This window comes from Ruegeria sp. YTSA072, from assembly GCF_059610285.1.
In genome coordinates this window covers 38,720-57,966 of record NZ_JBXWNI010000004.1, presented here as the reverse complement: position 1 = coordinate 57,966, position 19,247 = coordinate 38,720, and the positions used below count along the sequence as shown (strand labels likewise).

Sequence of the window (19,247 nt, the reverse complement as noted above, 5' to 3'; positions counted from 1 at the left end):
CCTGTGAAACAGGGCAATTGGTAGGTTTTTCCTGCCGCGCAACCACAACGGGAAAAACTGTGCTATACTGGGGTCTGAGCGTTGCCGGCTGGTCCGGCCAAAGGCAACCACCGCCGGATTCAACCCGTTGCGCACTGGCAAAGGGAGGGGATCAAGATGGCCAAAACAATAGGAAATCCGATCAGTTGGGCCGCCCGAAACATCGGCGCGACCGGCGATCATATTACCGAAAGCGTGCACCACATCGGCAGCGCGGACACCCGGCATCTGCCGCAGGTGCAAACACTGACGATGCAGGACCTGAAGGCCTGTTTGCAGGCCGGGTACAATGATTTTCTGGAAACACGGGCGGATGCGATTTTCATCATACTGGTTTACCCGATCGCAGGTCTGCTGATGTTCGGATTCGGCCTTAATCGCAACATGGTTCCCCTTCTGGCACCGCTGATCATGGGTTTCGCACTAGTCGGTCCGATAGCAGCCGTGGGCCTTTACGAAATCAGCCGCAAACGCGAGCAAGGCGGCGAGGTCCATTGGCTGGACGCTTTGGGCGTCTTCCGGTCGCCGTCCTTCGGAGCAATTCTGGCCTTGGGATTCTATCTGGTCATGCTGCTGCTGATTTGGCTGATGGTCGCGCAGAGCATCTATGTGCATACGCTTGGGCCGGATCTGCCCACCTCACTCGGGGCTTTCGTGACTCAGGTGTTCACCACGGGCGCAGGCTGGTCCATGATCATTTTCGGCAATGCGATCGGGTTTCTATTCGCGCTGGTCGCATTGGCCATGTGCGTCGTCAGCTTTCCACTGCTGTTGGACCGTCCGGTCGGTCTGCCTGTGGCGGTCGTGACGTCGGTCCGGGTGTTGCGGCATAACCCCGGTGTCATTTTGGCATGGGGGTTCATCGTAGCGGCCCTGTTGATCATCGGAGCCATCCCGATGCTGTTGGGGCTGATCGTTGTCATGCCAGTCCTGGGCCATGCAACCTGGCATCTTTACCGCCGCGCAGTGGTCTGATCGGAAAAAGCGCGGGATCTGCCCGCGCCAAAGTTTTAACCAGCGACCTTGAGGACAATCTTGCCGATGTGACCCGAGCTTTCCATCCGCGCATGGGCGGCTGCCGCCTCGGCCAGATCAAACTGACTGTCTATGACAGGGGCCACCTTCCCAGCCTCCAGCAATGGCCAGACAGCCTCGCGCAAATCCTGCGCAATCTTCGCCTTTGCCAGATCGCTTTGCGGGCGCAGGGTGCTGCCAGTAAGGGTCAGGCGTTTGACCATCATCATTACAAAGTTCAACTCGACCTTCGGACCTTGCAGGAACGCGATCTGAACCAGACGCCCATCCTCGGCCAGAGCTTTGACGTTGCGCGGGATATAGTCGCCACCAACCATGTCGAGGATCAGGTTCGCCCCACCCTCAGCCCTCATGACGCCCACGAAGTCCTCATCTCGGTAATTGATCGCCTTCTCTGCTCCAAGCTTCACACAAGCCTCGCATTTTTCAGCCGACCCCGCAGTTGCAAATACCCGCGCGCCGAACGCATTCGCCAGCTGGATCGCTGTCGTGCCAATTCCGCTGGACCCGCCATGCACCAGAAAACGCTCACCTGCCTTCAGACCGCCGCGCGTGAAAACGTTGGACCACACAGTAAAGAAGGTTTCGGGCAGGCACGCGGCCTCTTTCATCCCCATTCCCGAAGGAACTGGCAGACAGTGCGCAGCGGGTGTGGCCACATATTCCGCATATCCGCCACCGGGCAGCAAAGCACAGACCTGATCGCCGATGGCCAGACCCTCGACCCCGGCACCAACGGCAACAACCTCGCCCGATGCCTCAAGCCCCGGCAAATCGCTGGCACCCTGAGGAGGATCATAGGCCCCGGCACGCTGCAGCGCATCCGGGCGGTTCACACCCGCATAGGCCACTTTCAGGATCACCTGCCCGGCTTGTGGTTCCGGCACCGGGCGTTCCGTCAGTTGCAGAACATCCGGACCACCGGGTTTGGTGATTTCGACAGCGCGCATCATCTGGGTCATGGGCAAATCTCCTTTACCCAATGCCTAGCAGGCAATTTCTAGAAGGCCCAGACGCTTACTTGCGCGGGTTCAACATACCCGGCAAATCAGCCCGTATCTTTGTCGGCGCTTTTACCTGACCAGCCAACCAGTTCGGCACCGCCAGAAACGGTTTGAACAACGGGTTGTCATTCACCTGCGCCTTGATCTTTTCGAACTGCATGACGTTGTCTATCCGCCGATCCAGAAACTCCCAGGTTTTCTGGTGATCGGGGGAATCGTCGCCCAGCCAGAACAGCAGGGTCGAGGAATATACGCCCGACAACGTCGCTCGTTTCGTGTACCAGTTCACGTCGTCCGAGGAATCGCCAAGCGTGTCCCAGATCAGATCGCAGGTCTGCCACAAGGCTTTTGCCCCATCGGCTGCGTAGGTGGGCAGCGAAAACAACGTCATACCCCGGCGAACAAGCTCTTTGTCCGGAACCGCCTCAAGCCGGAACCGAACTGCAGCGGCGATTCGCTCGCGGAACTTCAACTCGCTCAGGTCCGAGGACTTCAGCCGATCCTCCATCGCCGCGTCGCCGCGCGCGTGAAAGGCCAGTGCCAGATCAACCGCGCCACGGGGACAAATCGCGCGCGCCAGCGTGTCATCCATATTGCAATCTAAGATAGCTGCACGAAAGCTGGCTTCGGACCAGCCGTCAAACGGCACATGGATCAAAATCGCGTCCAACAACTGCAGCTTGGAGTCTTCATATGTGGTGGTCATGGCGGTTCTCCGGTTCTGGGGAGCAGTACTAGACAAGATAGAACGGCTTTGCTATACGGCCAATTCCTGCAATTTCCTTGCAACTCTATCTAGAAAGGTGGTGACAACCACATGCAGGTTAGTGTTCGCGACAATAACGTCGATCAGGCGCTTCGTGCCCTGAAGAAAAAGCTGCAGCGCGAAGGCGTGTTCCGCGAAATGAAGCTCAAGCAACATTTCGAGAAACCGTCCGAGAAAAAAGCGCGCGAGAAAGCTGAAGCGATCCGCCGTGCCCGTAAACTGGCACGTAAGAAAGCACAGCGCGAAGGTTTGCTCTAAAACCTCGCTCGTCCAGCTTTGGATGACACTATTTGACGACCCCCGAGGCATCGCCCGGGGGTTTGTCGTTTTTAGGGTCGGATGATTTATGCCGACTCGGGCCGCCCACGCGCGACAAGCTGCCATTTCCCCCTCAGCAACATTTTGCCCGGCATTTTGCAGCGCAGCGAATCCCGTGGCGGTAGCACTGACCCGCCAAAACTCGCCTCTGAACACGCCATCCCTATGAAGGCCGTATCGAGCCTTTGTAACTGGCGCCGTCTACCACGACAAAAACCAATCGGAGGCAAAAATGTCGACTGCAAGTAGTATCGAACAAGAAATGCTGGCGCTGATTAACCAAGAGCGCACATCCCGCGGGCTGGACCCCCTACAGCTTGAAACGCGGCTGAACGACTCGTCCGAGGATCACAGCGAATGGATGCTGGAAACGGACAGGTTCAGCCACACCGGCTCGGGTGGTTCCAGCGCCACGCAGCGGATGGAAATGGCCGGATTCGACTTCTCGGGCAACTGGCGGTCGGGTGAAAACATCGCCTGGCAATCCGAGCGCGGCGCGCCAGGCATCAGCGATGACGTCGCGCAGCTTCATCAGAACCTGATGAACAGCCCCGGTCACCGCGCCAATATTCTGAACCCGGATTTCAAATATATCGGAATCGGCATTGAAACCGGCGACATGCAGGGTTTCGACGCTGTGATGGTGACGCAGAACTTTGCTGCCACCCAGGGTGAAGTCATGCTGGACAACGGCTCTGCCACTCCGCCGGCGCCGACGCCACCGGTTGAAGAAACCCCGCAGCCCGAAGAGCCGGTTGCCGAAGTGCCAGAACCCGAGGTTACCGAGCCTGAGGAACCGGTGGCCGAAGTACCTGACCCCGAAGTTACCGAGCCCGAGGAACCGGTGGCCGAAGTGCCTGACCCTGAAGTTACCGAACCCGAGGAACCGGTGGCCGAAGTACCTGACCCAGAAGTTACCGAGCCCGAGGAGCCTGTGGCCGAAGTACCTGACCCAGAAGTTACCGAGCCCGAAGAGCCTGTGGCCGAAGTACCTGACCCAGAAGTTACCGTGCCCGAGGAACCGGTGGCCGAAACGCCCGGAACGGAAGAACCCGAAGAGTTTGCCTGTTTTGACGTTCAGGAGTTTCTTGCCGAGATCCGGGCATTCGTCCAATCGATTCAGGCGCAGTTCAACCAGTTTGATTGGAACGATACGGACTATGCCGATGCGGAACCCGAAACCGACGATTTCGATATGGTGATGACCGGCGATGACAATCCTGTGGACGATGTTGAGACTTGCTCTGACATGACCGGGGACAATTCAGGTGATGTCTTTGTGTTCAACTATTTTGATTTCGACTGCATGATGGACGCCGCTTAACGGATACTACGGTGCGGGGCGGGGGCGACCCTGCCTCGCACCAAATTCCACTTCAATAGCTCAATAAACCTTTGGGACATACAGATCGTCCGGCAGAACCCGGCGTTCGTATTCCGGGTTGTACTTTCGATCCGGCAGGTCGACTTTTTCCTGCGGCACATCCGAATACGGGATCTTGGTCAGCAGGTGTTCGATACAATTCAGGCGTTCGCGCTTTTTGTCGTTGCCTTCAACGATGTACCAGGGCGCTTCGGGTATGTTCGTGCGGAACAACATATCCTCTTTGGCCTTGGTGTAGGATTCCCACCGAATGCGCGATTCCAGATCCATCGGCGACAGCTTCCACTGCTTCATCGGATCGTGAATGCGCATCAGGAATCGCAACTGCTGTTCTTCATCAGTGATCGAGAACCAATATTTCAGCAGGATGATCCCCGACCGCACCAGCATCCGTTCGAATTCGGGAACGTCCTGAAAGAACTGTTCGACCTGATCTTCACTGGCAAAACCCATGACCCGTTCGACGCCCGCACGGTTGTACCAAGACCGGTCGAACAGAACGATTTCGCCAGCTGCAGGCAGATGCGGCACGTAGCGTTGGAAATACCACTGGCTTTGTTCTCTGCGACTCGGCGCAGGCAACGCGACCACACGCGCAACGCGTGGGTTCAGGCGCTGGGTAATCCGCTTGATTACACCCCCTTTACCGGCACTATCGCGACCTTCGAACAGGATGCACACTTTGGCGCCGGTATGTTGAACCCAATCCTGAACCCTGATCAGTTCCGCCTGCAATCGCAGTAGGTTCTGGAAATAGACCTTGCGGTCCAGCATATCGGGATGCTGTTCCTTATAGATCTTGCGAACTTCCATCGACAGCATCGGCTCGCTGAATTCGATTTCGAAATCTTCGTCCAGCGTGTCTTCGAGCTCGGCTTCCAGCCAGTCTTTTGGGGCGTCATTTTGTTGGTAAGCCAATATCTGCTCCTTATCAGTCAACGGGTTCCGACCATACCCAGAGAGTGTGACCGCCTGATGTCATCAGAAATAATTGATGAACGCTCCGCGCCGGTTCAATTTCAAGTTGGTGCGGGGCCGTAAAACAGGCAGACGTTCGGTCATTCCTATAATTGAACCGACCTGCGCCTAGATACAAGCGTCTGATTTGACGCAACGCCGGCAGTTAGGCACAGGCTGATCCTTGCACGGCCTTGCCATTTGGGGTTGTCCGACGGCATCAATACGCACCTGAATACATAAGAGAGCCGTGGCGCATTTTGTATCCCTTCTGCCATTGATATGGCCCTGGTCCATACTGGTCGCCGGCATGGTCAGTGTGGCCTCGGGCCGGCGACAACTTGGTCTGACGCTGCTGTTGGTGTTTGGTCTTGCCGCCCTCGCCATGGGGCTGGTCACGCCTTTGGCTGTTGGAGTTGTTGCAGCCGGATTGCTGGGTGCTGCGGCCCTGAACCATCTCACAGGCACCGGCGCGGCGGTTGGCCACGTCATGTTGATTGGCTGGTGTCTTGGATTGGGCGCGCATCTGGTGCCCGGATTTCAAAACCTGCTGGTACTGGACCGGGTCTATGCCGGGCCGGACAGTTCGGCGTTTTCAATGTACCTGAATCTGGACAAGCCAATGGTGCTGTTTGCGGTTCTGTTGGCGTGGCCGGGAATGACCAATTCAGCGAGACCTGTCCGGAGAACACCGTTGCTGGTGGGCCTTGCGGCCTTAGCCGCCCTCTTCGCCGTTGGGCTGGCCGCGCAGGCCATCCGGCCAGAACTCAGCCTGCCGCCTTGGTGGATTGTGTTCGCACTCTCGAATCTGTTTCTGACCTGCTTGACGGAAGAGGCCTTTTTCCGTGGGTATCTGCAGTCGCTTTTTGCTTCCAAACTAGGTGCAGCACTTGGTGTGACTCTGGCCAGCCTTCTGTTTGGTTTGGCGCATTTTGCCGGGGGTCCGGCCCTGGTCGCTTATGCCGCGATTCTTGGCGCGGCCTGTGGTTTGGGATTTTATGCGACCGGTCGGTTGTGGGTGCCGGTCATAATGCATTTCGGCTTCAATGCCATGCATCTGATCCTGTTCACCTACCCGGCCCCAGCCTGATGGTCACACCGGTAAGGCCGTCGTCTTGAACACAGTGCGCAAGGCAAATGAGCTTTGCATTTGCGCCACGCCGGGCAAGCGCGAAAGGTACTGACGGTGAATTCGGGCGAAATCCTCGGTGTTCTCGGCGACAACCTTCAGAATATAGTCCGCCGTCCCCGCCATGAGATGACACTCCAGAACGTCGGGAATACGCGCCACCGCTTTTTCGAACGCATCCAGAAGCTCTTCGGCCTGGCCCTGCAGCGTGATCTCGACAAACACGGTGGTCGGAACGTTCATCTTGCGTGCATCCAGCAACGCCACATAGTTTCGAATGTACCCGTCGGCTTCAAGCCGTTGGACGCGCCGGTGACATGCCGACGGCGACAGATTCACCTGATCTGACAGCTCGGCATTCGACATCCTGCCGTTTCTCTGCAGGGCGGCCAGAATCTTTCTATCGGTCGTATCAAGGCTCATTGGCGCAAGTCCTTTGCAAGAAATTCCAATAATACCGAAGATTCTCGCAAAGAAAACCCGAATGACGGGCAGAGTTTCACAGAAATTGCATCCCGAATTGCACATAATTTGGGCAGTTTATGAATGGAGGAGCGAGAAATGAAAATCGGTTGCCCCAAGGAAATCAAACCCCAGGAATTCCGTGTTGGCATGACCCCCAACGCTGCGCAAGAAGCTGTTGCGCGCGGCCACGAGGTCATCATTGAAACCAATGCCGGCATGGGTTCCGGCTTTGACAACGACTCGTATGTTGCCGCAGGTGCGCGCATCGTCGACACCGCAGAAGAAGTTTTTGCGACCGCGGACATGATCGTAAAGGTCAAAGAACCTCAGGCGGTCGAGCGCAAGATGCTGCGTGAAGGCCAACTGCTGTTCACCTACCTGCACCTGGCACCTGATCCAGACCAGACCCACGACCTGCTGGCGTCGGGCTGCACCGCGATTGCCTATGAAACCGTAACCGACCGCAACGGCGGCCTGCCGCTGCTGGCGCCGATGTCGGAAGTTGCCGGTCGTCTGGCACCTCAGGTCGGTTCGTGGACCCTGCAAAAGGCCAATGGCGGCCGTGGTGTTCTGATGGGTGGCGTTCCCGGTGTTGGCCCAGCCAAAGTCATCGTGATCGGCGGCGGCGTTGTTGGCACGCACGCAGCCAAGATCGCGGCCGGCATGGGCGCTGATGTCACCGTTCTGGACCGGTCTTTGCCACGCCTGCGTTACCTCGACGACGTTTTCGGCGGCACATTCAAAAGCCAGTACTCCACAGCCGGCGCAACGGCCGAGCTGATCCAGGATGCCGACATGGTCATCGGTGCGGTTCTGATCCCTGGCGCTGCGGCACCCAAGCTGATCTCCCGCGCGCAATTGTCCACCATGAAACCCGGCGCGGTTCTGGTTGACGTTGCGATCGACCAGGGCGGCTGCTTTGAAACCTCCAAAGCGACCACCCATGCTGACCCGATCTATGAAGTGGACGGCGTCATGCACTACTGCGTTGCCAACATGCCGGGCGCGGTTGCGCGGACTTCGACCATCGCATTGGGCAACGCGACCATGCCGTTCCTGCTGGCACTGGCTGGTAAAGGTTGGAAGAAAGCATGTCAGGACGACCCGCATTTGCTGGCAGGTCTGAACGTCCATGCCGGTCAGCTGACTTACGAAGCTGTTGGTACGGCGCTGGGTCTGGACGTTGTCTCGCCTGAGGCAATCGTCAACGCCTGAAGCACTCCCGCCCCTGTAAGGAGCCGCTGAAGCGGCTGCTTTGCAGCGTTGGGCATGGCGGCGCGCCTTTGGCGCGCCGCTTTTCTTTTGATCGAACGACTTTTGCACCAATAAAAAAACGCCGCGCTAAAAGCGCGGCGCCGGGCCCAACCGGAGGAGGGCATTTCCAATGCCCGCTCGACGGGCGGGAGGGTTTAGCCCTCTTTCCGAATTTCCACGGTATGTGGGTACGGAATCGACACACCCTTGGCGTCAAACGCCTCTTTCACGGCCTTAGTGATCTCAAACTTCAGGTCCCAATAATCGGCGGCATTGCACCACAGGCGTGCGGTCAGATCGACCGAGCTGTCGCCCAAGTTGGTCACGCGCACCCACGGCTCTGGATCTGAGTGAATTCGGTCATCGGCCTTCGCGACATCCAGAATGATCTTCATCGCCTCATCAGCGCTGTCACCGTAGTCAATGCCGAACACCAGATCGACACGCCGCGTGTCATGCGCCGAGTAGTTCGTGATGATCGATCCCCAGGATTGTCCGTTGGGAACGATGATCTGCACGTTATCCGGCGTCACCAGCTCGGTCGTGAACAGGTTCAGATCCTTAACAGTGCCTGCGGTGCCGCCGATATCGACATACTGACCTAGCTTGTAAGGGCGGAAGACAACCAGCATAACGCCTGCCGCAAGATCACTCAGCGTTCCCTGTAGGGCCAAACCGATGGCCAGAGAAGCAGCACCCAAAATGGCGACGATGCTTGTCGCCTGAATGCCAAAGATGCCCAGCACTGCAACCAGTACCATGGCCAATATGACCCATTTCACCAGACTGGCGACGAAATTCCCAAGCGTCTGATCAATATGCGGTGTCGCATTGATCCTGCGCCGGACTACACCGGCAATGGCGCCAGCAATGATCCATCCAAGGATCAGTACGACCAGCGCTTTGACTGCGCTTATGATCAGCGGGGCAAAGGCACCCACCTGTGTTACGACATCATCCACGCGCATCTCCTTTCGATTCACGGCAAACCCGCGTCTCTCAGCGCGGGATTGGCGGAATAGTGATCCATAAGCGCGCTTCGGTCTAGGTGTGAGATACGCAGGTTTTCCCCGTTGTTCTCACGCACACAGCCCCTGACCTTGTATGCACAGCTCGGATACTGGCAAGACTGGGCAGGTGTACCTACCTATTGCTGGCAACCCATGACAGGAGCCCCCCATGCTGGATACCGCCTCTCACCCGATAACGGCACGCTGGCCTGCGCAGTTTCCCGACAGGATTCAGCTCTATTCTTTCCCCACGCCGAACGGCGTCAAAGCGTCGATCATGCTGGAAGAAACCGGCCTGCCCTATGAAGCCCATCGGGTTACACTTTCGGACTCGGATGTCAAAAGCCCCGAATTCCTGTCATTGAACCCCAACAACAAAATCCCGGCGATCATCGACCCGAATGGTCCGGACGGAGAATCCATTGGCCTGTTCGAAAGCGGAGCGATCCTGACATATCTCGCCGAGAAAAGCGGCAAGTTTCTGGGTCAAACCAAAGCCGACAAATATCGCGTGATCCAATGGGTGATGTTCCAGATGGGCGGCATCGGTCCGATGTTCGGGCAACTGGGCTACTTCCACAAATTCGCAGGCAGCGAGATCGAAGACCCCCGCCCGCGTGAGCGTTACGTGACCGAAGCCAAGCGGTTGCTGAACGTTCTGAACCAACAGCTTGAGGGTCAGGATTGGATTGCCGGAGACTATTCGATTGCCGATATCGCAATCGCGCCATGGTTGCGCGGGCTCGAATTCTACAACGCCCACGACCTTGTCGGCTGGGAAGACCACGCCAATCTGGTGGCCTATCTCGACCGGTTTCTGGAACGACCCGCGGTCCAAAAAGGCTTGGTTACGCCGCCTCGGGCCTGATTGCTTCGGCGATCTTTTCGGCAATCATGATAGTGGGCGCATTGGTATTGCCGCCGACCAGCGTCGGCATAACCGATGCATCCACCACCCGCAGCCCCTCGACCCCATGAACCCGGCCTTCGGTATCGACAACGGCCATATCGTCGACCCCCATCTTGCAGGTGCCCACCGGATGATAAATCGTGTCGGCACGGCGGCGGATATCGGCCTCTAGTGCCTGATCGCTTCCATCATGGGCATAGAGCCGCTTTTTGCGCCAGGGTTCCAGCGGTTCGGATTCGAGAATTGACTCCATGATATGTGCCCCGCGCTTCAACAGATCCAGATCGCGGTCATCGCTGAGGTAAGCCGGATCAATTCGCGGCGGCTCTCCGGCTCGGTCCGAGGTTAGCCCAACGCTGCCCCTGCTGAACGGGCGCAACACACAGACATGGCACGAATACCCGTGCGGCAAGTGAATCTTGCGCATGTGGTCATCAACAATTCCGACAACAAAGTGCAGCTGAAGATCCGGTTTGGAAACGGTTGGATCGGATTTGAAGAACGCGCCGCCTTCGGCAAAGGGGGTCGCAAACAGCCCCTCTCCGGTACGGCGCCAGTCCAACCCGGCTTTGGCCAGGTTCCACACCCCGCCCGGGGTCAACCCGATGACATCCTTACGTTTCGAATGATAGCTGAGGACATAGTCCAGATGGTCCTGCAGGTTCTGACCAACACCGGGCAAGTCATGCAAAACAGGAATACCGTGCTGTTTCAACTCGGCCTCGGGCCCGATACCGGACAACATGAGCAATTGTGGCGAACCAAATGCACCCCCCGAAAGAATGACTTCCCGGCAGGCGCGAACCTCGACGGCCTTACCTTTCTGACGCAGCAACACCCCGGTCGCGCGCTTTTCGTCAATCAGGATTTTCTGGGCTTCTGCCCCTGTCATGATTGTCAGGTTCGGCCGCGACTTGACGCCCCGCAAATAGGCTGCCGCGGCCGAGCAACGTTCGCCCTTATGCTCTCCGCCGTGGAACTGCGTGACCTGATACAGGCCTGCACCTTCTTGCTCCGGCCCGTTGAAATCGTTTGTCGCGCGAATTTGTTGCTGGCCGCAGGCCTCGACAAACGCATGAGAGATTGCTCGTGGCTCAGACTGATCCGACACGTGCAAGGGACCGTCACCGCCATGGAAATCATCCGCACCGCGCACATTGACCTCGGCCTTGCGAAAGTAAGGCAGGACATTCTTCCAATCCCAACCTTCGCACCCCAGATCCGCCCATTCATCATAGTCCGTGGGGTGTCCGCGCACATACAGCATCGCATTGATCGCCGACGATCCGCCCATTGCCTTTCCCCGAGGCTGAAACCCCTTCCGACCATTTAACCCGGCCTGTGGCACGGTTTGAAAAGCCCAGTTGTTTAGCTTGGGCCGCCCCGAAACCATGGCCGCCACAAGGGCCGGAGCCCGGATCACCAGATCTTCACCAGCGCCACCCGCTTCAAGCAGGCAAACGCTTGTGTCTGGATCTTCGCTCAGCCGCGCGGCCATAACACATCCGGCGGACCCACCGCCCACGATGACATAGTCGAATTCCATGAATGTCTCCCCGTACTGCCCAAACAGACGGTAGAAAGCACCCTGATTTCCCGCAAGGAAAACGTCGCGTGAGTTATTTTGGCAGCGCGCCCGTCAGAACATAGCGCAGTACATCAACGACTTGGCCCGGATGCTCGGCCACGGCCAGTGCCGCCGCATCCACCTCTTTCAACGCGTGTTGGTGGTCAGGGCCGTGCAGCACAATCAGTGATTTCCCCAGCGCCACAGCGTAACCTGCGTCAAATGCCGCGTTCCACTGTTTGTATTTTTCACCGAAGCGGACCACGACCACATCGGCATCCGCGATGCCCTTGCGCGTGCGGATCGCGTTGACCATTGCGCCTTTGTGGTCGTGCCAATACTTGTTTGGCTCGGCCCCCAGAATGGCCACACCGCAGTCATCGCTGGCCGCGTGATCAGTCACAGGACTGTTGAACGTGATGTCCAGACCCTGAGCGCCTTCGATGATCTGTTCCCGCCAATCGGTATGGATTTCGCCGGATAGGTAAACGTTCAGCATCATTTGCTCCTCCGCAAAAACAGAAAGGGCGCCACCGCCCCTTCATCTTTTCAAAAACCCCAGCCGGAGGCGGCCAGGCATCACCCGCGCAGAACGCCGCCAGTCGCCTTGGTGACCTTGGCGATGATCTTTTCGGCGACCGCTTCGATGTCTTTTTCCTTCAGCGTCGCATCCGTCGGCTGCAGGCGCACGGTTATGGCCAGTGATTTCTTGCCTTCACCCAAGCTGCCGCCAATGAATTCGTCAAAGACGCGGACGTCCTCAACCAGAGCTTTGTCGGCGCCGGCTGCGGCGTTCACCAATGTCAGCGCCTCGACGCTCTCGTCGACGACGAATGCAAAGTCACGCTCGACCGCCTGCAAATCACGCAGTTCAAGCGCGGCGCGGGTAGCGCCTGATTTACGCGGCAGAGGCACCTCTTCTGGCCAGATGGTGAAGGCCATCGCCGGGCCTTTGATGTCCATCGCCTGCAACACCCGTGGATGCAGTTCCCCAAAGACACCCAACACCTTTTTGGGACCCAGACAAATTTTGCCGTGACGACCCGGATGCCACCAAGCGTCACCGTCGCGCAGGACCTGCACCTTGGCGGGTGCACCAATGGCCGTCAGCACGGCCTCGGCATCTGCTTTGGCATCGAACACGTCAACTGGGCGCGAGGCACCATGCACGTCCTTGGGGCCGTTGCGACCGACAAGCAGCCCGGTAATCTGGGTTTTCTGATCGCCAGGTTCGCCGTCATGGAAAACCGGGCCAACCTCGAACAGCGCGACATCTGCATACCCTCGGGCCTGATTGCGGGCTGCGGCCTGCAGCAGACCGGGCAGCAAATCTGGGCGCATATGGCTCATCTCGGACGAGATCGGATTTTCCAACTGCGTCGCCTCATCCCCGCCACCGAACAAGGCAGCCGAAGCCTGATCGATGAACGTATAGCTGACGCATTCGTTGTACCCCAGCGCCGCACAAGTGCGACGCGCCATCGACTGACGCCGTTGCGTCGTGGTCATCACCGCCTTGGGAATACCATCCGTCACACGCGGCAGCGGCTTGCCCTGCAGTTTGGTCAGGGATGCGATACGCGCGACCTCTTCCACCAAATCAGCTTCGCCCATGATATCGGGACGCCAGCTGGGGACATGCGCCATCTCGCCTTCCAGACGAAAGCCCAAGCGGGTTAGGGTCTGGCGTTGCTCGCTTTCCGGAATGTCCATGCCCAACAGCGACTGCACGCGTTCAGCGTCCAGCTTGTAGGCGCGCGAGTGATCCGGTGCCTTGCCAGCTTCGACCACTTTCGAGGCTTCGCCACCGCAGATATCCAGGATCATCTGCGTCGCATGTTCTAACCCTTCCAGCGTGTATTCAGGGTCCACGCCACGTTCGAACCGATAGCGCGCGTCCGAGTTGATCTTAAGCGCACGGCCGGTCAACGCAATCTGCACATGATCCCAAAATGCGCTTTCAAGGAACACATTCACGGTGTCCTCGGTACAACCAGTTTCCTCACCGCCCATGATCCCGGCAATCGACTCCGGGCCCTCATCGTCCGAAATCACCATCATACCGGGCTGCAAGGTGTATTCTTTCTCGTCCAGCGCAACCAGCTTTTCACCGCCTTTGGCACGGTGAACGCGCAGGTTACCCTGCACCTTGTCCGCATCGAAAACGTGCAGCGGGCGGTTCTGGTCGAACGTCATATAGTTGGTGATATCCACCAAAGCCGAGATCGGACGCAGGCCGATTGCCTTCAACTGATCCTGCAGCCATTGCGGGCTGGGGCCATTCCTGACCCCTTTGATCAGGCGGCCGGTGAAATGCGGCGCACCGTCCAGCGTATCCTCATCGATCGTGACGTTGATCGGGCTTTCGAACTCACCCGGCACCGGTGTATAGCCGCGTTCTTTCAGCGTACCGACGCCACGTGCAGCCAAATCGCGAGCGATCCCGGCCACGCCCAGCGCGTCGGGGCGGTTCGGCGTGATCGCGATTTCGATCATCGTATCGACTTTTGCCGGCTCGTTCTCGGCCAGCCAGTCGACGAACTTGTCTCCTACCTCGCCCGAGGGCAGCTCGATGATGCCGTCATGTTCTTCTGAAAGCTCCAGCTCCCGCTCCGAGGCCATCATGCCAAAGCTTTCGACGCCGCGGATCTTGCCCACGCTGATCGTCAGATCCAGACCGGGGATATACATGCCCGGCTTACAGACCACGACCGTGATACCTTCGCGTGCGTTGGGCGCGCCGCAGATGATCTGCAGATCGCCTTCGTCAGTCGCAACGGTGCAAACGCGCAGTTTGTCCGCATCCGGGTGCTTTTCCGCGTGTTTCACATAGCCCAGCGTAAAGCCTGCCAGACGGTCCGCCGGGTTCACGATCTCTTCGACTTCCAGTCCAAGATCGGTCAGCGTCTCTGCAATCTCATCCACCGACGCATCGGTATCGAGGTGGTCTTTCAGCCAGGAAAGAGTGAATTTCATCGGTCGGTATCCGCCAGTAAATCTAGGGTCAGACCGCGTTTAACGGATAATGCGGACAGGGGAAAGAGGGTGCGGGGGGCTTGGGCGCCTACTCTTCCGCGACCGTGTTGGAAACACCATCCGCACCGGCAAACACGGCTAGGATCCGTGCGATATCTTCACCTGAATTCACCCCTGCATGAGGCGTGCGAAACGCCTCGACCAACGCGTCACCGGTTTTGTAGGTTTTGGTCCCGGCATCCCCGTAATCCACGGTGATTTCACCCTCTAGCATGTAAGCCGCCAATGGGGCCTCGTGCCGGTGCCAGCCGGTTTTTTGGCCGGGCTGCATGGTCACGATGGCCATAGTTATCTGCGCCTTGCCTTCGGGGTATTCCAGCGGTTCGCCAATCACGGATTTATCGGTCTGCAACAGAACCTCAACCGGCGGATACGTATCGCGCGCCAGAACAGGTGTGGTTGCAAGGATCAGGGCGCTTAGCAGCAAGGTTCGCATCGGGCAGTTCCATTTTCGGATCATTCCGGGCAACCAAGCTGGAAATACCCGTGCAAGTCAAATGATCAGGGGTATGTCGGTTCCCGTCCCAAAAGCTCATCCAGTTGTCGCCCGATCCAGCCATGCGGGATGAAGTGCCCGCCGGGATGCGTATCCAGCGAAACCTGTCCCTGTGCGCAATCGGTCCATTCCACCCGGCTGAGCGTCAGGATCGGCACGACGCTCCAATCCCCGCCCGGGGTGGCGTCGTGGCAACCATATTTCTGCCGCCACAGCGCCACTGGATAAGTCGTGTCCCCGCCCGGCCCAAAAGGGAAATCCATCACGGTGTCGCTGGTCCCGTGCACATGGCGCACCTCGGCCGGGGCCTGCGGGCAATCCTCGGTCTGGCGGATCGAGCCTGCGACCGCCAGCAAAGCGGCCGTGTCATTGCCCGACTGGCAGACATAGCGCCACGCCATCGCGCCGCCGTAGGAATAGCCCGAGACATATATGCGGTCGGGGTCAATCGGATAGCGACTAGCCACATCCTCCAGCACCCGGTCAGCGAAAGGCACATCCCCAGTGTCCGAGGTCCAGAAGTCCCAGCTTTTGCCCAACCCGTTCGGGGCCACCAGCAATACGCCGCGCAGCTTCGTGGCCCCGGCAATGCGTTCGTGGTTCACCACCACCGTCCCCTGCCGCGCCCAGCCGTGAAAATGCAGCAACACCGGCAAAGGCGTTTCGCCATCCCAGCCGTCGGGTTCAAGCACATGATAGGAACGGTCGCCGACCTGACAGGCGGTATCGCCGTGGCATCTATCCACAGCAGCGGCTTGGGTGGCGGTCAACAGGAGAAGGCAGAGCAGTCGGTAAATCATCTGCCGAACCCTAGCGAGCCTGCGCCCGCTGTCACGTCACAACCCCGTGCGAGATTGTGACAAGCCGTGCTGTCGCAAGACCGCGGGGTGGCGATATTCGGGCTGTGGTGGGCAATTCATGCTGGTCAAGTCCGTGGATCGCTCAAACCGAGCGCCTGCGGAGACAAATCGCCAGCCCGTGCAGGCGGTCTGGCGATAGCGCGGCGGCCTATCGGCCTTTGTTCCGCGCTTACTTCTTTAAGCGATCTATGAGCTTTTTGGTTTTGTAAACTCGGTTTAGCCGGTCGGTGTAAATCTGGTCTCGTTTATCCCAGACACGGTGATGCGCTAGCAAGAAAAGTCCTTGGAACGGCGTCATAGCCAGCAGGATCAACGCGTTGATCCATCCGGGAAAGAAGCTCGCGAGCCCGAAAAAGATCAAAAAAGGTCCAAATACAACGGCATAACCCACCCACCGGCGATGGCGTGCAGAAAACGCGAAGCACCAGTCGTAGTAGGTCGCAAGGTATACACCAAGTTGATACTCTACCTACCACCACTTCCAAAAACCGCTGTTGCGTTTGTTAATCAGGTCTTGGGTTTTTTCTTTTTGAATCCTACCTCGCATGTGGAAAGCACCGGGCTTCGAAAACTCAAGGCCAGCAATCAGCATGCCCGGCAGAAACAAAAGCGCAGATACGACAAAAGCGATCAAGACGGCGGCCGAGTTGCTTTCCGAAACCCAAGACGCCAGCATCGGTAGAACAAAAACCGCGAGAAACGAGCACAAAAGCCAAAGCAGTGGACGTTTGGAAACCCTACGTTTCCACCAATCGCGATATGCTGTTAGCCAGTCGTCCAATGATCTCCCTAACGGCTCAAACCACCATGCAGGTTTGGCATATCCAGCGCCGCAAACCCATAGTGCCGCAACCAGCGCAGGTCGCTGTCAAAGAAGGCCCGCAAATCCGGAATACCGTATTTCAGCATCGCCAGACGGTCGATGCCGATGCCAAAGGCAAAGCCCTGATAGACATCCGGATCAATCCCACCGGCGGCAATCACCTTGGGGTGGACCATGCCCGAGCCCAGAATCTCCATCCAGTCGTCGCCCTCGCCAATCTTCAGCTGGCCGTTGTCCCATGAACAGCGGATATCGACCTCGGCCGATGGCTCGGTGAAGGGGAAGTGCGAGGCGCGGAAGCGCAGCTCGACGTCGTCGACCTCAAAGAACGCCTTCACGAACTCTTCCAGAACCCATTTCAGGTTCGCCATCGAGATGCCCTTGTCGATGGCCAGCCCTTCGACCTGATGGAACATCGGCGTGTGGGTCTGGTCATAGTCGGCGCGGTACACACCGCCCGGGCAGATCACGCGGATCGGCGCGCCCCGTTTCTCCATCGAGCGGATCTGGACCGGCGAGGTATGGGTGCGCAGAACATGTGGCGGGCGATTGTCGCCTTCGGTGCGGTGCATGTAGAACGTATCCATCTCGGCCCGCGCAGGGTGGTGGCCGGGGATGTTCAAGGCGTCAAAGTTGTACCAGTCGTCCTCGATCCGTGGCCCTTCGGCCACCGAGAAACCCAGTTCGGCAAAGATCGCGGTCAATTCCTCGGTCGCCTGGCTGACCGGGTGGATCGATCCCTGACGGCGCGCGCGGGTCGGCAAGGTAACGTCCAGCCATTCGGTGCGCAGACGCTCATCCAGTGCGGCATCGGCCAAAGCGGCTTTCTTGGCGGACAGGGCCGAGTTGATCTCATCCTTCAGGGCATTCAGCGCGGGGCCTGCAACCTGACGTTCTTCGGGCGTCATCTTGCCCAGCTCGCGCATCTTCAGCGCGACCTCGCCCTTTTTGCCGACAGCTGCGACACGGATCGCTTCGAGTGCGTTTTCGTCGCCTGCATCGGCGATCTGACCCAGATATTTTCCCTTAAGATCGTCCATGACGGTTCCCTGAATGCTGTTGAAGCTCTGCTATCACAGCAGTCTGCGAAAGCAAGAGGGGCGGATCAGATCGCCCGCAGCATTGCCACTTGTGGGCCGCACCGGACCGGGCGCACGGTCGGGCCATAAGTTTGTGGCTGATCCAAAAGCTCGGGGAACAGGGCGAACAGCTCGTCTGCGGCTTCGCGATCAAGACTCGACAGGCCCTGCGCCCCGGGAAAGAAGCTTTCCGAGATCAGACCAGAGGTCGACACCAGTTGATGCCGGTCAAAGAACAGGTGGACATAGTGGACAAGGTCGCAAGGCGCGGTTGTGATAGTCGTATCATTGACCATTGATTTGGCCGCGACAAGAACCTCGTCTTCTCCGAACAGCAGCTGCGCCTGCCAACCTGAGACCAGCAGGCGGTGTTGCGGCGAGACGTAAATGTCCCTTTCCGCCCCCAACGCGCCGGAACGGATACGAACGGGTGCAAAACGACCCCGTCCTGAAACAGTGCGGCCACCGGCCCAGCGAATGATGCAAGCACCATCGTCCTGTGTCAGCACCAAGTCACCCGGCCCCAGAGTTTCAACCCTACGCGGACCATCCGGCGTGTCGACCAACGTGCCAGCCGCGAAACACGGTGCGCCTGAATCGCCGGGCGAGAGCGGCGCATGCACCAGTGTGTCCGGGTTGGGCTGATTGAACTGCAGGGTCGTTGTGGTTTGGTTCGGCCCGACAAGAACCGGCAGATTTTCCGAAGTTTCGCCGGCGGCCAACCCGTTTTGAGCGACGATATCTGTAGTTCCGCCACCGATATCGTAGAAATCAATGACCTCGCCCGTCGACGTATTGGTCAGCGCATAGGCTTCATAGTTGGTAGAGCCACCGCCATTGGGATCGGTCAGCAGGATCGGAAAGAAGTCCGCTGAAATCACAAAGACTTGTTCGTTGTTGTCAGGGTCTGTCGAAACCTGAACCGACGGGTCATCCAGCGGAATTTCAATCCCGACCTGACCATTCGCCTGATAGAAGGACACAGTGAAATTGGCCGGATCCTCATCGGATCTCAGCGCAACCTCTAGGAACTCGGACACACCGCTTTGGGCGGCATAGGCATTGGAATAATGCAGTTCGCTAATACGGGCCATGACGCCATCACGCTCGGGAAT

The 19,247-nt window shown here is 58.3% G+C and carries 19 protein-coding genes; 7 read left to right on the top strand and 12 right to left on the bottom strand.

Annotation, left to right across the window (positions count from 1 at the left end):
- The first annotated feature begins 156 nt into the window (after positions 1–156).
- Entirely contained in the window at positions 157–1,014 is an 858-nt protein-coding gene (locus AC2FIB_RS09175; protein WP_496841961.1) for a DUF2189 domain-containing protein, read from the top strand.
- A 35-nt stretch (positions 1,015–1,049) separates the two neighbouring features.
- Here the strand turns inward: AC2FIB_RS09175 and AC2FIB_RS09170 are convergent, their stop codons facing one another.
- Complete coding sequence (locus tag AC2FIB_RS09170) at positions 1,050–2,036, bottom strand: NAD(P)H-quinone oxidoreductase (protein ID WP_496734268.1); 987 nt, start codon at positions 2,034–2,036, stop codon at positions 1,050–1,052.
- Between the two features lie 55 nt (positions 2,037–2,091).
- Complete coding sequence (locus AC2FIB_RS09165; RefSeq protein ID WP_496734266.1) at positions 2,092–2,784, bottom strand: COQ9 family protein; 693 nt, start codon at positions 2,782–2,784, stop codon at positions 2,092–2,094.
- A 111-nt stretch (positions 2,785–2,895) separates the two neighbouring features.
- Here AC2FIB_RS09165 and rpsU point away from each other — a divergent pair, with 111 nt between their 5' ends.
- Together rpsU and AC2FIB_RS09155 are read left to right on the top strand one after the other, a co-directional pair.
- Positions 2,896–3,102 carry a 30S ribosomal protein S21 gene (gene rpsU / locus AC2FIB_RS09160; protein ID WP_005614280.1) on the top strand — a complete coding sequence of 69 codons (207 nt, stop codon included), beginning with the start codon at positions 2,896–2,898 and terminating at the stop codon, positions 3,100–3,102.
- A gap of 292 nt (positions 3,103–3,394) precedes the next feature.
- Positions 3,395–4,486 carry a CAP domain-containing protein gene (locus tag AC2FIB_RS09155; RefSeq protein WP_496734265.1) on the top strand — a complete coding sequence of 364 codons (1,092 nt, stop codon included), beginning with the start codon at positions 3,395–3,397 and terminating at the stop codon, positions 4,484–4,486.
- A gap of 60 nt (positions 4,487–4,546) precedes the next feature.
- On the opposite strand, the gene ppk2 is transcribed toward AC2FIB_RS09155, so the two are convergent.
- The gene (gene ppk2, locus AC2FIB_RS09150; RefSeq protein WP_496734263.1) at positions 4,547–5,464 is read right to left on the bottom strand and encodes a polyphosphate kinase 2; all 918 of its coding nucleotides are present in this window, start codon (positions 5,462–5,464) and stop codon (positions 4,547–4,549) included.
- Positions 5,465–5,753: 289 nt separating this feature from the next.
- Here ppk2 and AC2FIB_RS09145 point away from each other — a divergent pair, with 289 nt between their 5' ends.
- Positions 5,754–6,593 (top strand): CPBP family intramembrane glutamic endopeptidase, encoded by an 840-nt coding sequence (locus AC2FIB_RS09145; RefSeq protein ID WP_496734262.1) that lies wholly within the window; start codon positions 5,754–5,756, stop codon positions 6,591–6,593.
- Positions 6,594–6,596: 3 nt separating this feature from the next.
- Here the strand turns inward: AC2FIB_RS09145 and AC2FIB_RS09140 are convergent, their stop codons facing one another.
- Positions 6,597–7,055, bottom strand: a complete 459-nt coding sequence (locus AC2FIB_RS09140; RefSeq protein ID WP_496727301.1) for an Lrp/AsnC family transcriptional regulator — start codon at positions 7,053–7,055, stop codon at positions 6,597–6,599.
- A gap of 138 nt (positions 7,056–7,193) precedes the next feature.
- Between AC2FIB_RS09140 and ald the strand changes: the two genes are divergently transcribed.
- The gene (gene ald / locus AC2FIB_RS09135; protein ID WP_058273693.1) at positions 7,194–8,312 is read left to right on the top strand and encodes an alanine dehydrogenase; all 1,119 of its coding nucleotides are present in this window, start codon (positions 7,194–7,196) and stop codon (positions 8,310–8,312) included.
- A 194-nt stretch (positions 8,313–8,506) separates the two neighbouring features.
- Here ald and AC2FIB_RS09130 read toward each other — a convergent pair whose 3' ends face one another.
- Positions 8,507–9,319, bottom strand: coding sequence for a mechanosensitive ion channel family protein (locus AC2FIB_RS09130; RefSeq protein ID WP_472724642.1), 813 nt, complete (start codon positions 9,317–9,319; stop codon positions 8,507–8,509).
- Between the two features lie 211 nt (positions 9,320–9,530).
- Between AC2FIB_RS09130 and AC2FIB_RS09125 the strand changes: the two genes are divergently transcribed.
- Positions 9,531–10,229 (top strand): glutathione S-transferase family protein, encoded by a 699-nt coding sequence (locus AC2FIB_RS09125; RefSeq protein WP_496734261.1) that lies wholly within the window; start codon positions 9,531–9,533, stop codon positions 10,227–10,229.
- Here AC2FIB_RS09125 and AC2FIB_RS09120 read toward each other — a convergent pair.
- The 5 genes from AC2FIB_RS09120 to AC2FIB_RS09100 all read right to left on the bottom strand — a co-directional run bounded on the left by AC2FIB_RS09120 (position 10,210) and on the right by AC2FIB_RS09100 (position 16,170).
- On the bottom strand, positions 10,210–11,817 hold the full coding sequence (locus AC2FIB_RS09120; protein WP_496734259.1) for a GMC family oxidoreductase: 1,608 nt from the start codon (positions 11,815–11,817) through the stop codon (positions 10,210–10,212). The two genes, AC2FIB_RS09125 and AC2FIB_RS09120, sit on opposite strands and share 20 nt — an antisense overlap.
- A gap of 73 nt (positions 11,818–11,890) precedes the next feature.
- Positions 11,891–12,340, bottom strand: coding sequence for a YtoQ family protein (locus AC2FIB_RS09115; protein WP_496734257.1), 450 nt, complete (start codon positions 12,338–12,340; stop codon positions 11,891–11,893).
- A 77-nt stretch (positions 12,341–12,417) separates the two neighbouring features.
- Positions 12,418–14,814, bottom strand: a complete 2,397-nt coding sequence (gene pheT, locus AC2FIB_RS09110) for a phenylalanine--tRNA ligase subunit beta (RefSeq protein ID WP_496734256.1) — start codon at positions 14,812–14,814, stop codon at positions 12,418–12,420.
- A gap of 88 nt (positions 14,815–14,902) precedes the next feature.
- Positions 14,903–15,310 (bottom strand): cupin domain-containing protein, encoded by a 408-nt coding sequence (locus AC2FIB_RS09105; RefSeq protein WP_496734254.1) that lies wholly within the window; start codon positions 15,308–15,310, stop codon positions 14,903–14,905.
- Positions 15,311–15,375: 65 nt separating this feature from the next.
- Positions 15,376–16,170 (bottom strand): CE1 family esterase, encoded by a 795-nt coding sequence (locus tag AC2FIB_RS09100; RefSeq protein WP_496734253.1) that lies wholly within the window; start codon positions 16,168–16,170, stop codon positions 15,376–15,378.
- A 343-nt stretch (positions 16,171–16,513) separates the two neighbouring features.
- Between AC2FIB_RS09100 and AC2FIB_RS09095 the strand changes: the two genes are divergently transcribed.
- On the top strand, positions 16,514–16,912 hold the full coding sequence (locus tag AC2FIB_RS09095) for a hypothetical protein (protein ID WP_496734252.1): 399 nt from the start codon (positions 16,514–16,516) through the stop codon (positions 16,910–16,912).
- A gap of 107 nt (positions 16,913–17,019) precedes the next feature.
- Here AC2FIB_RS09095 and pheS read toward each other — a convergent pair whose 3' ends face one another.
- Positions 17,020–18,093: a phenylalanine--tRNA ligase subunit alpha gene (pheS, locus tag AC2FIB_RS09090; RefSeq protein ID WP_496734250.1), complete on the bottom strand. Its 1,074-nt coding sequence runs from the start codon at positions 18,091–18,093 to the stop codon at positions 17,020–17,022.
- A gap of 65 nt (positions 18,094–18,158) precedes the next feature.
- The gene (locus AC2FIB_RS09085) at positions 18,159–19,226 is read right to left on the bottom strand and encodes a Hint domain-containing protein (protein ID WP_496734248.1); all 1,068 of its coding nucleotides are present in this window, start codon (positions 19,224–19,226) and stop codon (positions 18,159–18,161) included.
- Positions 19,227–19,247 lie beyond the last annotated feature (21 nt).

What these genes read in the sequence shown, in the direction of transcription:
- AC2FIB_RS09175 (WP_496841961.1), top strand. Translation starts at nt 157, where the DNA reads ATGGCCAAAACAATAGGAAATCCGATCAGTTGGGCCGCCCGAAACATC.
- AC2FIB_RS09100 (WP_496734253.1), bottom strand. Translation starts at nt 16,170, where the DNA reads ATGATTTACCGACTGCTCTGCCTTCTCCTGTTGACCGCCACCCAAGCC.
- AC2FIB_RS09170 (WP_496734268.1), bottom strand. Translation starts at nt 2,036, where the DNA reads ATGACCCAGATGATGCGCGCTGTCGAAATCACCAAACCCGGTGGTCCG.
- AC2FIB_RS09155 (WP_496734265.1), top strand. Translation starts at nt 3,395, where the DNA reads ATGTCGACTGCAAGTAGTATCGAACAAGAAATGCTGGCGCTGATTAAC.
- AC2FIB_RS09120 (WP_496734259.1), bottom strand. Translation starts at nt 11,817, where the DNA reads ATGGAATTCGACTATGTCATCGTGGGCGGTGGGTCCGCCGGATGTGTT.
- ald (WP_058273693.1), top strand. Translation starts at nt 7,194, where the DNA reads ATGAAAATCGGTTGCCCCAAGGAAATCAAACCCCAGGAATTCCGTGTT.
- AC2FIB_RS09115 (WP_496734257.1), bottom strand. Translation starts at nt 12,340, where the DNA reads ATGATGCTGAACGTTTACCTATCCGGCGAAATCCATACCGATTGGCGG.
- AC2FIB_RS09165 (WP_496734266.1), bottom strand. Translation starts at nt 2,784, where the DNA reads ATGACCACCACATATGAAGACTCCAAGCTGCAGTTGTTGGACGCGATT.
- pheS (WP_496734250.1), bottom strand. Translation starts at nt 18,093, where the DNA reads ATGGACGATCTTAAGGGAAAATATCTGGGTCAGATCGCCGATGCAGGC.
- AC2FIB_RS09085 (WP_496734248.1), bottom strand. Translation starts at nt 19,226, where the DNA reads ATGGCCCGTATTAGCGAACTGCATTATTCCAATGCCTATGCCGCCCAA.
- AC2FIB_RS09105 (WP_496734254.1), bottom strand. Translation starts at nt 15,310, where the DNA reads ATGCGAACCTTGCTGCTAAGCGCCCTGATCCTTGCAACCACACCTGTT.
- AC2FIB_RS09125 (WP_496734261.1), top strand. Translation starts at nt 9,531, where the DNA reads ATGCTGGATACCGCCTCTCACCCGATAACGGCACGCTGGCCTGCGCAG.
- AC2FIB_RS09140 (WP_496727301.1), bottom strand. Translation starts at nt 7,055, where the DNA reads ATGAGCCTTGATACGACCGATAGAAAGATTCTGGCCGCCCTGCAGAGA.
- AC2FIB_RS09130 (WP_472724642.1), bottom strand. Translation starts at nt 9,319, where the DNA reads ATGCGCGTGGATGATGTCGTAACACAGGTGGGTGCCTTTGCCCCGCTG.
- rpsU (WP_005614280.1), top strand. Translation starts at nt 2,896, where the DNA reads ATGCAGGTTAGTGTTCGCGACAATAACGTCGATCAGGCGCTTCGTGCC.
- pheT (WP_496734256.1), bottom strand. Translation starts at nt 14,814, where the DNA reads ATGAAATTCACTCTTTCCTGGCTGAAAGACCACCTCGATACCGATGCG.